The sequence below is a fragment of the Ruegeria lacuscaerulensis genome, from assembly GCF_013034685.1.
Taxonomy (GTDB): Bacteria; Pseudomonadota; Alphaproteobacteria; order Rhodobacterales; family Rhodobacteraceae; genus Ruegeria; species Ruegeria lacuscaerulensis_B.
Map to the genome: position 1 here is coordinate 22,843 of NZ_WQGO01000002.1, position 11,852 is coordinate 34,694.

At 59.6% G+C, this 11,852-nt stretch carries 13 protein-coding genes; 1 reads left to right on the forward strand and 12 read right to left on the reverse strand.

Annotated features, from left to right (window positions below):
• Positions 1-7 precede the first annotated feature (7 nt).
• From nusG to ccoN, 11 genes are all read right to left on the reverse strand, one after another.
• The gene (nusG, locus tag GOV80_RS04420; RefSeq protein ID WP_170774657.1) at positions 8-541 is read right to left on the reverse strand and encodes a transcription termination/antitermination protein NusG; all 534 of its coding nucleotides are present in this window, start codon (positions 539-541) and stop codon (positions 8-10) included.
• Positions 542-733: 192 nt separating this feature from the next.
• Positions 734-931, reverse strand: coding sequence for a preprotein translocase subunit SecE (gene secE / locus GOV80_RS04425; protein ID WP_058272489.1), 198 nt, complete (start codon positions 929-931; stop codon positions 734-736).
• Between the two features lie 68 nt (positions 932-999).
• A complete protein-coding gene (gene ccoS, locus GOV80_RS04430) occupies positions 1,000-1,158 on the reverse strand; it encodes a cbb3-type cytochrome oxidase assembly protein CcoS (RefSeq protein ID WP_170355309.1) in 159 nt (52 codons plus the stop codon).
• 4 nt (positions 1,159-1,162) lie between these two features.
• Complete coding sequence (locus GOV80_RS04435) at positions 1,163-3,340, reverse strand: heavy metal translocating P-type ATPase (protein ID WP_170783657.1); 2,178 nt, start codon at positions 3,338-3,340, stop codon at positions 1,163-1,165.
• A gap of 3 nt (positions 3,341-3,343) precedes the next feature.
• Positions 3,344-3,802, reverse strand: a complete 459-nt coding sequence (locus tag GOV80_RS04440; RefSeq protein WP_170774659.1) for a FixH family protein — start codon at positions 3,800-3,802, stop codon at positions 3,344-3,346.
• Positions 3,803-3,804: 2 nt separating this feature from the next.
• Positions 3,805-5,232 carry a cytochrome c oxidase accessory protein CcoG gene (ccoG, locus tag GOV80_RS04445; RefSeq protein WP_170774660.1) on the reverse strand — a complete coding sequence of 476 codons (1,428 nt, stop codon included), beginning with the start codon at positions 5,230-5,232 and terminating at the stop codon, positions 3,805-3,807.
• Between the two features lie 99 nt (positions 5,233-5,331).
• On the reverse strand, positions 5,332-6,207 hold the full coding sequence (locus GOV80_RS04450; protein WP_170783020.1) for a LysR family transcriptional regulator: 876 nt from the start codon (positions 6,205-6,207) through the stop codon (positions 5,332-5,334).
• 403 nt (positions 6,208-6,610) lie between these two features.
• Entirely contained in the window at positions 6,611-7,474 is an 864-nt protein-coding gene (ccoP, locus tag GOV80_RS04455) for a cytochrome-c oxidase, cbb3-type subunit III (RefSeq protein ID WP_170774665.1), read from the reverse strand.
• Positions 7,471-7,656, reverse strand: a complete 186-nt coding sequence (locus tag GOV80_RS04460) for a cbb3-type cytochrome c oxidase subunit 3 (protein ID WP_170774667.1) — start codon at positions 7,654-7,656, stop codon at positions 7,471-7,473. The genes ccoP and GOV80_RS04460 overlap by 4 nt, the downstream gene beginning before the upstream one ends.
• Before the next feature lie 10 nt (positions 7,657-7,666).
• Positions 7,667-8,395 (reverse strand): cytochrome-c oxidase, cbb3-type subunit II, encoded by a 729-nt coding sequence (ccoO, locus tag GOV80_RS04465; RefSeq protein ID WP_170774668.1) that lies wholly within the window; start codon positions 8,393-8,395, stop codon positions 7,667-7,669.
• A 14-nt stretch (positions 8,396-8,409) separates the two neighbouring features.
• A complete protein-coding gene (gene ccoN / locus GOV80_RS04470) occupies positions 8,410-10,017 on the reverse strand; it encodes a cytochrome-c oxidase, cbb3-type subunit I (RefSeq protein ID WP_170774670.1) in 1,608 nt (535 codons plus the stop codon).
• Positions 10,018-10,212: 195 nt separating this feature from the next.
• Here ccoN and GOV80_RS04475 point away from each other — a divergent pair, with 195 nt between their 5' ends.
• The gene (locus GOV80_RS04475; protein ID WP_170783021.1) at positions 10,213-11,052 is read left to right on the forward strand and encodes a universal stress protein; all 840 of its coding nucleotides are present in this window, start codon (positions 10,213-10,215) and stop codon (positions 11,050-11,052) included.
• A gap of 6 nt (positions 11,053-11,058) precedes the next feature.
• Here the strand turns inward: GOV80_RS04475 and fnrL are convergent, their stop codons facing one another.
• Positions 11,059-11,802, reverse strand: a complete 744-nt coding sequence (gene fnrL, locus GOV80_RS04480) for a transcriptional regulator FnrL (protein WP_170774674.1) — start codon at positions 11,800-11,802, stop codon at positions 11,059-11,061.
• Between the last annotated feature and the right edge of the window lie 50 nt (positions 11,803-11,852).

Genomic DNA, 11,852 nt, shown 5'->3' on the forward strand with positions numbered 1-11,852 from the left:
GCTTAAATCAGCCCTGCTTGGTCACCTGTGTAAAGTCCAGCTCGACCGGTGTTTCGCGGCCAAAGATCGAGACCGAAACCTTCAGCTTCTGGTTCTCGTCGTCCACGCCTTCGACCATGCCGTCGAAATCCTCGAACGGGCCGTCGTTGACCTTGACCTTCTCGCCGACCTCGAAGGAGATCATCAGCTTGGGCGCTTCTTCGCCTTCCTGAACGCGGTTGAGGATCTGGTTCACCTCAGCATCTCGCATCGGCATCGGGCGGCCTTGCGGGCCCAGGAAACCGGTGACGCGGTTGATCGAGTTCACAAGGTGATAGCCCTGATCCGACATTTCCATGTGCACCAGTACATAACCAGGCATGAAACGGCGTTCGGTCGTGACCTTCTTGCCCCGGCGCACTTCGATCACCTCTTCGGTGGGCACCAGAACTTCGTCGATATCGTCCTCAAGGCCGTGTTCGGCCACCGACGTGCGGATCTGTTCTGCGATCTTCTTTTCGAAATTCGAAAGAACGCTGACCGAGTACCACCGTTTCGCCATGAACCTGTCGTCCTTGTTTGCCTTTGGGCCGCGACTGCGCCCGTCGTTTGAATTCAGTTACGTCATCCGGAATAAAAAGCGGCGCGCGGTCCGAATCGCCGCACGCCCATTCCGAAGAGTCCCGCGTGACCTACAAGGACATCGCGTGCTGTGCAAGGGGGAAGCTACGTTTCCACCCAACCCCAAACGGGTTTAGCCGAACGCACCAAGGATCAGTTGCAGACCCCCGCGAATGCCCAGATCGACCAATGCAAAAAACACAGCGGTAAGAGCCGCCATGATGAACACCATGACCGTGGTCAGCAGAACCTCGCGGCGCGTGGGCCACACGACCTTTGCAACTTCGGCGCGGACTTGCTGAATGAACTGGATCGGATTCATGGTAGCCATTTGGCGGTGTTCTCTCTGCTAGCGGATGGGCCGGACATAACCGGGCATTGCGGCAATTTCAAGGGCTGTCAGGGCTTGGGCTTGTCGTCCCATTCATCGCTGAGGATACGACGGGCGTCCCCCTCGGGATCGTCATACTGATTCGAGCGGACAGTATAGACAAACGCCACCAGCCCAACCCCGCCCAGAAAAAGGGAAATCGGTATCAGATAGGCCAGAACTTCCATCGTTTTACCTTACCCGCAACGCGTTCAAAGACACGGTGATTGACGAGGTCGACATCGCCAGCGCCGCGATCAGCGGCGTCGCCAGGCCCACCACCGCCAACGGCACCGCGATGATATTATAGACGGTGGCGATGCGGAAGTTCTCGCGAATCCGTTTTGTGGCTTTGGCAGCGGTATCGCAGGCATCGGCGATAGGTGACAGGTCATTGCCCAGCAGCACGATATCTGACGCCACCCGCGCCGCATCCAGTGCCGAGGCCGGTGAGATCGACACATGCGCCGCCGCCAGCGCCTCCGTGTCGTTCAGCCCGTCACCGACCATAAGCACATGATGGCCCTGATCGCGCAAAGCTTCGACATGCTGGGCCTTGTCCTGCGGCAGGGCCTGCGCAATCCAGTTCTGAATCCCCAGCTTGCCCGCCAGCGCCTGAACCGCACCCTGCGTATCGCCCGAGATCAGGATGACCTCTTTACCCGCTTCGCGCAGTGCCTGCACCGCATCCGCCGCTCCGGGGCGCAGAGTGTCCGAGAACAGGAATGCCGACGGCGCTTGCCCGGCGATTGCCAGCCATGCGGTGGTCTGATCGCCCTCTTCCGCACCGGTCCATGCCGCGCGGCCCAGACGGACGCGCTGACCGCGATAGGTGCCCTCAGTGCCGTAACCCGGAACCTCGGTGACATCTTTCAGCGTAGCGGGTTTGATCCCTGCCTCGCGCGCCGCCTTGGTCAGAGCGACCGACAGCGGGTGCGAGGACGCCTCGGCCAGGGCCAGCGCGACCTCAAGATCCGCGCGGGAATGGTCGCCCAGACTGGTCAGTTCAGGGATACCAGAGGTCAGCGTGCCTGTTTTGTCGAAAACAACCGTATCAACCTCGGCCAGACGTTCCAGCGCGGTAGAGTGCTTGATCAGCATCCCCTTACGGAACAACCGCCCCGAGGCCGCCGTGGTCACCGCTGGCACAGCCAAGCCCAGCGCGCAGGGGCAGGTAATGATCAGAACGGCGGCGGCGATGTTCAGCGCAGTTCGGATATCACCGGAATAGATATACCAGCCCACAAAGCTGAGCGCCGACAGGATATGGACCCCCGGCGCGTAAAGCTTGGCGGCCTTGTCGGCCAGCGACGTGTAGCGCGAGCGCCCCGATTCCGCGATGGCCACCAGATCGGCCATACGGTGCAGCGAGGTGTCCTCACCTACCGCCGTCGCGCGGATGGTCAGAGGGCCGGTCAGGTTGACCTCACCGGCGCTGACAGTCGCGCCTTGCTCAGCGAAGACCGGCAGGGTTTCCCCAGTCAGCAGCGACCGGTCGAGTTCCGACTGACCCGAGACAATCTCGCCATCCACAGGCATCCGACCACCGGGGCGCACAAGGATCAGGTCGCCTACGTTCAGCGTGGCAACGGCGACTTCTTCCTCGACGCCAACCGCGACCCGAATGGCGCGGGGGACTTCCAGCGCGGTCAGTTCCTCGGCCGCGGATCGGGCGGCAGCACGGGTGCGATAGTCCAGATAGCGCCCTGCCAGCAGGAAGAAGGTCAGCGTTAGGGCGGCGTCGAAATAGGCATGTTCGCCGCTGAGCGTGGTTTCCCAAAGCGATGTGACCAGCGCCAACAGGATCGCCAGCACGATCGGCACGTCCATGTTCAGACGCCGCACGCGCAAGGCTGACCACGCATTCGCAAAGAAGGGCTGCGCGGAGAACGCAATCGCGGGCAGCGTAATCGCCGCCGATATCCAGTGGAACATGTCCCGTGTGGCGTCGGACGCCCCGGACCAGACCGAGACCGACAGCAGCATCACGTTCATCGAGGCAAACCCGGCCACAGCCAGCCGCATCAGCAGGTCGCGCCCCGCCTTGTCAGCCTGTGTGGCGGACAGGGCACCGGGGTCCAGCTCATGTGCCTCAAAACCCGCGTTTTCTAGCACTGGGATCAGATCGGTAGCACGCAGATCGGGCGCGGCTTTGATCATGGCGCGTTTCAGGGTCAGGTTGACGCGCGCATCCTCGACGCCGGGAGTGGCGTTCAGCGCGCGTTCCACCGTTGCGATACAGGCCGAGCAATGGATGCCCGGCAACGACAGAGCGATCTGTGTGTCCTGCGGAATGGGCCGTGCCGGTACTGCCGGGGCCGCGATACAGCCCGGACAGGCCGCTGTGCCGGAACTGAGCTGCGCCACGATCCCCTACCCTTTCACATAAAGCGGCACGCGCTGCGCGAATTCCGCTCCGCTGTGGTCCTTGGCGACCAGACGGATGTTCCAGTTGCCCTTGCCCAGCGCCGCAGGCGTTGCATAGGCAGTACCGTCAAAGGTGAAATCAGGGGCGAAATCTTCTTTAACATGGGTGGCGCGGCCAACCACGGCCTGCAACTCGGCCACTTCGACCGGAGCGCCGGTTTGATCGGTGATGTGCAGAACCAGCAATCCGCCCGAAACCTCGGCCCGGATGAACCATCCAAGGGCTTGTTGTTCCTGCAAACGCTCGTTGAACTCTTGGCTCGCGACGTAAGAGTTTTTGACCTCTAGCCCCGGAAAGGTTTTCACCGCGCTGTATGCCAGCACCAGATTGACGGCGATGATCACACCAAAGGCCGCGACAAACACGGCCAGCGCGTGTTTTCCGGTGAATTGACGTTCAGCCATGCTCAGTTCCCCCGTCCGTTAAACGTGGTGTCCTTATAGGCACGTTCGCCGCTTTCCAGATCCTCGACCCAGATGCGCACAGGCGTCACATCCGCAGCAGCAGGGCCGGTATCACCTGCGGTCACCACGTAGACACGGGTCAATTGTGCCGTATCTGCGGTGACATTGACAGTGTCTCCGTCGATGCCCTCGATCTGGATTTGCAAGGCCGGGTCGCCTGCCAGGGTCAGCTTGAACGGGCGTTCCTCACCATGTTTGTTGCGCAGACGCACGTCATAGGTGTTGCGGATTGTGCCATCTGAGAGGGTCACGAAGGTCGGGTTGCGCACAGGTGCGACGGTCAGGTCGATATCCGAGCGGATGAACAGCGCAAAAAGCAGCGCAAAACCAACCGCCGCCCACATGGCCGTATACATGATCGTGCGGGGCCGCAGAATGTGTTTCCAGACATTCTTGGGGGTCTCACCCGCCCGTTCGCGGGTCTCGTCACTCAGCGCCATGTAGTCGATCAGACCACGAGGCTTGCCGATCTTGGCCATCATGTCGTCACAAGCGTCGATACAGAGCGCACAGGTAATGCACTCCAACTGCTGCCCGTCGCGGATGTCGATGCCCACGGGGCAGACGTTCACGCAGGCCATGCAATCGATGCAATCGCCCAACTCAGAATCCGCCGTGCGTTTGCCCTTGCCGCGCGGCTCGCCCCGCCATTCGCGGTAGCCGACGACCAGAGTATCCTCGTCCATCATCGCCGCCTGAATGCGGGGCCACGGGCAAGCATAGATGCAAATCTGTTCCCGCGCGAAACCACCAAACAGGAAGGTGGTGCCGGTCAGGATCAGCATGGTTGTGTAGGCCACAGGATGCGCATTGCCCGTCACCAGATCACGCAGCAATGTGGGCGCGTCGGCGAAATAGAACACCCAGGCACCGCCGGTTGCCAAACCGATCAGGAACCAGGCGGTCCATTTCGTCAGGCGCAACCGTGCCTTTCGCATATCCAGCTTTTCTTGTCGGTGCAGACGTAGGCGGGCGTTGCGGTCGCCTTCGATCCAGCGTTCGACGAGAATATAGAGATCAGTCCACACTGTCTGCGGACAGGCATAGCCACACCACACACGCCCCAAGGCCGAGGTGAACAGGAACAGGCCCAGCCCAGCCATGATCAACAGGCCGGCAACGAAATAAAACTCGTGCGGCCAGATCTCGATCCAGAAGAAGTAAAAGCGACGGTTGGCCAGATCCAGCAACACCGCCTGATCCGGCAGGCTGGGGCCACGGTCCCATCTGATCCACGGAGTGATGTAGTAAATACCCAGCGTCACTGCCATGATGATCCATTTCAGATTGCGAAACGGACCGGACACGCGCCGGGGGAAAATCGGCTCTCGTGCGGCGTAAAGGCTAGGGGCGGGATCGGAATCGCTCACGGGCTGGCTCCAGACTCACTTCTATTCTGCGCCTTGTCCCAGATCACACCACCCGGCACTTTGACATGGGTCAAAAGCGCATCGTACAGACACCTTTTGTCACAGGTCGCGCGCCTGACGCCTAAGCCACGCGACAAAGGTCTTTACGGCAGGACGCAGGGGCGCATCGCCCAGAACGATATGATAACCAAAGTCGCCGGGTTCCTGAAACAGTTCGACGATACGACCGGATGATATGTCGCCTTCGACAAAATGCCGCGCGGTCACGGTCACGCCCTGCCCCGCGCGCACCCCATCCAGCAGCAGGTTGCCCGGCAGCGCGATGCGCCCGGCGCCCGGTCCGTGATCAACACCTTGCCGGGCCAGCCATGTGGTTGCCTCGGTCGTTCCGAATTCCTCAAGCCAAGGTAAATGGCTCAGCTCCTTCGCGGTCCAGTCGGTCTTGCCATCCAGCAGGGAAGGTGCGGCGACGATGACCATGGGGCTGGGTTGCAGCATCTCGGCGCTGACACCCGGCCAGTCGCCCGCGCCATAGCGTATGGCCACATCCACCCCACCGGGTGTAAGGCTGACCAGCTTGGGCGAAGGGTCTAGCGCAAGATGGATATCCGGGTATTTGGCCTGAAACGTAGGCAGGCGCGGCATTAGCCAGGATGCCGCGAAGGATGAGGTCAAAGACACATGCACGGGCCGCCCCTGCCGGGCCTTGGTCAGATCAGCGATGGCCGTGCCAATCGCGCCAAAGCCCAGATGCAGGGCGCGGGCCAGCTCCTCGCCTTCCGGTGTCAGGGTCATGGATTTACCGGTCCGGTCCAGCAGGGCCACGCCCAGATGTTTCTCAAGCGCGCGTAATTGCTGACTGATGGCAGCGTGACTGACATTAAGCGCCGCACCAGCTGCAACCACATTGCGCCGCTCGGCGAAGGCAGAAAAGGCCCTTAGGGCCGCCAAAGGGGGCAGAGATAGCCAATCCATATGTAATTCAAACTTACACGTTAGAGTTTCATTTGAGTCGCATTTCAAAGCCCAAAGGTCAATCTTTAACCCATGATCGCAGCGTATAGGAGGCTGACAATGTTCACCGTTTTTGCACGAACTTTTCTGACCGCAACCCGCGTCGATGCCCCGGTCATCCGGGATGCGCCCAAGCCAAACCAGTCCAGGAAGGAGTAGTTGCCGGACAGTCATTGGTGGAAAGAACCGCTCCGCGACGTCGATCTGAACGATCTGTGATCGCTTTACCCAAGTTCTGGACCCGTCATGGGCGGAACTCTACGGTAGGGAAATAGCACCGGCTGTTCTGGAAACGCGCGAACAGATGGAACAGCCGGTGCTGCAACCTTCGGGCGGCGAACCGTCCGAAGGTATTCTTTTGGCCTTACTGGCCGCCGCCCAACTGGTGGACGTAAGCCGTGACAGCGCGGATCTGCGCATCGGTCAGGCGGTTTTCCCAAGCGGGCATCACGCCAAACCGGCTGTAAGTCACCGTCTCGGTCAGCGCCTCTTGGCTGCCGCCATAGAGCCAGATCGCGTCGGTCAGGTTCGGCGCACCTTGAAAGACATCGCCAGTGCCGTCTTCGCCATGGCAAGCCGCGCAATTGTCTTCGAACACAACCTTGCCAGCCTGCGCCGCCGCATCATCGCTTTGGGCATTCGTCAGCGACATCACGTATTGAACCACCTGAGCAATCTCTTCTTTCTCAAGCAGCTCACCAAAGGCCGGCATCTCGGAATAGCGCGCATCGTCGCTTTCTTCGTTCCGGATGCCATGGGCGATTGTGAACTCGATATCCTCAAGTGAACCGCCCCACAGCCATGCGTCATCCAGCAGGTTCGGGAACCCCGGAGCACCCTGCGCTCCCGAGCCGTGGCATTGCGCACACCAGGTGCGGAACACGGCACCGCCTGAGTTCACAGCGTATTGCTGCAACTCGGCATCGGCCGAAATCTCTTCCAGCGGGGTTTCCACCAGACGTGCGTTCCAGGGCGCGTTGGCTTCTTCGAAGGATACAATATCCTGCTGCACTTCCCCGCGCGAGGACCAGCCAGTGACGCCTGCGGTTGCCGACTGAACCAGCGGCCATGCTGGATACATGATCGTGTAGATCACGCCCCAGAAGATACAGGCGTAGAAGGTCCACAGCCACCAGCGGGGCATCGGATTGTCGAATTCTTCGATACCGTCCCAGCTGTGACCCGTGGTATTCGGATCGCCTGGCTGTTTATCAGGTGTCTTGCTCATGGCCGCGCCTCCTTGGATTCGGCGGGTTTATCTTGATGCCGGAAGGGGATGTTGGCGGTGTCCTTGTATTCCTTGCTGGCACCGGGGCGGAAAACCCAGATGATGATGCCGACAAAGACCGAGAACAGCAGCAAAAGCATCCAGCTATCCGCGAACTGTCTGAGGAGTGTGTATTCTTCCATAACGCCCTCCTTAACGACTTGCGTCCGGGGTGAAGGTCGAGAAATCAACCAGCGTGCCCAGCATCTGAAGATAGGCCACCAGCGCGTCCGCTTCGGTCAGTTCCGGTTGACCGTCGAAGTTGCGCACGCTGACCTTGTCGCCATAGCGTTCCAGCAGCCCATCATAGTCGCTGTCCGGATCGGCCTGCGCACGGAAGTCGGCCTCGGCATTGGCCAGCATCTCTTCGGTGTAAGGCGTGCCGACAACGGCGTTCGCCTTCATGATGTCACCGATATACTTGCCGTCCAGCTTGCGATGCTCGAGGAAGCCGTATTTCGGCATAACCGATTCCGGCACAACCGACTGCGGATCACGCAGGTGGTCCACATGCCACTGGTCCGAATAGCGACCGCCCACGCGGGCCAGATCAGGACCGGTCCGCTTGGAGCCCCACTGGAACGGGTGGTCATACATCGACTCAGCCGCCAGCGAGTAGTGACCGTACCGTTCGACCTCATCTCGCATGGGGCGGATCATCTGGCTGTGGCAGACATAGCAGCCTTCGCGCAGATAAACCTCACGGCCCGCCATCTCGAGAGGGGTGTAAGGGCGCATGCCCTCCACCTTTTCGATGGTGTTCTCAAGGTAGAACAGCGGGGCGATTTGAACGATGCCACCAATGGTCACGACCAGAAAGCTGAACACCAGCAGGAGGGTCGCGTTGGTCTCGAGGATCTTATGTTTGTCGAGAATTGCCATTGCTCCGGCCCTCCTTATTCAGCCGGGACCGCGACGGTCAGACTGGCCTCTTTGGCCGGTGCCTTCCGCACAGTCATCCACAGGTTGTAGCACATGATTACGGCACCGGCGACGAACATCACGCCACCCAGCGCACGCACCACATACATCGGGAACTTGGCTGCCACGGTGTCAGCGAACGAGTTCACCAGGAAGCCGTTGGCATCCACTTCGCGCCACATCAGGCCTTCCATAATACCGGTGACCCACATCGACGCGGCATAGAGAACGATGCCGATCGTGGCGAGCCAGAAGTGCCAGCTGACCATCTGCAGCGAATACAGACGCTCACGCTTCCACAGGACAGGCACCAGATAGTAGAGCGCACCAAAGGTGATCATACCGTTCCAGCCCAACGCGCCAGAGTGCACGTGGCCGATGGTCCAGTCGGTGTAGTGAGACAGCGAATTCACGGCACGGATCGACATCATCGGGCCTTCAAAGGTGGACATGCCGTAGAAACCGACCGAGATGACCATCATGCGGATCACAGGGTCCGTACGCAGCTTGTCCCATGCGCCCGAAAGGGTCATCAGACCGTTGATCATACCACCCCACGAAGGCATCCACAGCACGACCGAGAACACCATGCCCAGCGTCGAGGCCCAGTCAGGCAGCGCGGTATAGTGCAAGTGGTGCGGACCAGCCCAGATATACAGGAAGATCAGCGCCCAGAAGTGGATGATCGACAGCTTGTATGAAAAGACCGGACGCTCGGCCTGTTTCGGGATGAAGTAATACATCATGCCCAGGAAACCTGCAGTCAGGAAAAAGCCCACAGCGTTGTGGCCGTACCACCACTGGATCATGGCATCTTGTACGCCCGACCAGACGATGACCGATTTCGAGCCCCAGATGCTGACAGGGATGGTCAGGTTATTGACCACATGCAGCATCGCAACGGTGACGATGAAGGCCAGGTAGAACCAGTTGGCGACGTAGATATGAGGCTCTTTCCGCTTGATGATCGTGCCCAGGTAAACGGCCAGATAGGCGACCCAAACGATGGTCAGCCACAGGTCAACATACCATTCGGGCTCGGCGTATTCCTTGGACTGTGTGCCACCCAGAACATAGCCGGTCGCGGCCAGAACGATGAACAGCTGATAGCCCCAGAACACGAACCACGCCAGGTTTCCGCCCCACAAGCGCGCGGCGCTGGTACGCTGCACCACATAGAACGAGGTCGCCAGCAGCGCGTTGCCGCCAAAAGCAAAAATCACCGCCGAGGTGTGCAGCGGACGCAAACGGCCAAAGTTCAGATAGCCCTGTGCCCATTCGAAGTTGAGCGCAGGAAAGGCTAGCTGGAACGCAATAAAGGTCCCCGCCAGGAACCCGATTACCCCCCAAAAGGCGGTTGCGATCACGCCATAGCGGATCACGCCATCCATGTATTCACCCGAGCGATCAACGAACGTTTCTGGCTCATCCGTGTTTCTAAGCGTCCAGATGAACAAACCACCGGCGATCAACATCACCAGAATTGCGTGCACCTGATACGCCAAATCGCGTGCGTAATTGGTTGCGATCGCGGCGAATACCGCAATCACACCAAGCACGATCAGCTTGATATAATTTGACATATTGCGTCCCTTTGCCATGCCCCGCGCGATTCTTTTGTGTCGCGAGACCCTTTTGACTGGCTGCTGTTTTCTACCACAGCGGTTCTAACTGCTTTGATCTGTGTCAAGACGAGTCGGCAGATATTGTGACTATGCTTCAGAAACGAATGGGCTGGAACGTCGCAGTTTGCCCCGCCCCGTAGGCAAGAGGTCAAGATGGCTTACAAATCACTTCTCACCGTGATGACAGAAACCAAACCCTCAGATGCGGCACTGGCGCAGATGGTAGCGCTGGCCGAAGCGCAGGACGCACATGTCGAGGCATTATGCCTTGGTGTGGATCGCAGCCAGACGGGTTACTACTATGCAGGGGCCAATGCGCTGATCCTGCAAGAAACGCTGAGCCGGGCCAATGCCGAGGCCGAGGAAGTGCTGGACTATGCAAAGGCCTTCCTATCCAAATCCGGCACGCGCTGGTCTGCCGAAAACGGTGTAGCCCAGATCGCCGATCTTGGGCGCCACGTGGCGCACCGCGCCCGGTTCTCTGATCTGGTGATTCTGCCACAGCCCTATGGCGAGGACCGCGGCGCCGAAGTGGAACCAATTGTCGAGGCTGCGATGTTCGAAGGACACGCCCCGGTTCTGATCGTCCCCGACAAAGTGCAGCCTTTCAGCCGCCCTGGAACGATTCTGATCGGCTGGAACGAAAGCGTCGAGGCCATGCGCGCTATCCGTCGAGCCCTGCCATTTCTGAAGCAGGCCGATCTGGTGAGGATCGTGGTGATCGACCCGCCCCGCCATGGGCCGGATCGTTCTGACCCCGGCGGGATGCTATCACAGATGCTGGCCCGTCACGGGGTGCGATGCGAGATTGACGTTCTTAGCAAAACCATGACGCGGGTTTCGGATATCCTGAACCGTCACGCTTCGGACACCGAAGCCAACATGATCGTAATGGGCGCCTATGGCCATTCGCGGTTCCGCGAAGCCATTCTGGGCGGTGCGACGCGGAACATGTTGGAACAATCTTCAGTACCGGTGTTTCTGGCGCATTAGCGCCGGTTACACTAGGAAGCCGCCATCCGAATCGTCCCCGGCCTCTTCCATCAGGCGTCCCATATCGGGAATCGTCACGTGGCGCTTGCCTTCCAGCAGGATAACCTCATCCTTCTTAAGCGCCGAAATCTGGCGGCTGACCGTTTCCAGAGTCAGGCCGAGATAGTCCGACATCGCCTCACGCGTGAGGGGCAGATCGAATACGATGGGGCCATCGCTACCTCTTTGACCGACCGAGGCATCCCTGCGGGCGATGATGGACAACAGGCTCGCAATCTTTTCGCGGGCGGTCTTACGACCGAGAACCAGCATCCATTCACGGGCGGCGTCCAACTCGTCCAGAGTCATCTGCAACAACCTGTGCGCGATATGCGGAGTCGTGTTCATCAACTCTTCGAAGGGCTTCTTTCGAAAGCAGCACATGACCAGATCTGTGGTCGCCTGAACGTCATACGGGGCCGAATCGCGCCCCGGACGGCCGACGAAGTCGCTAGGCAACAAAAGACCGACCATCTGGGTACGACCGTCTTCCATTGTTTGCGTCAGAGACGCAATTCCAGACACGACCGAGCCTACAAAGTTCATCTGATCACCCGACCATATGATCGTCTGCCCGGCTTCGAAACTGCGATAATATTTAATGCCTTCAAGCTCTTCCAGCTCATCCGCGTCACAATGCGCACACACGGCCCGGTGGCGGATCGGGCAGTCTGCACAGTTCGTATGGTCGATCTTGAATGTGGGTGTCATGCGCGCTTCCACTTGATCTCTATCAAAGCATCTGTTCGTGGCGTCCTCTA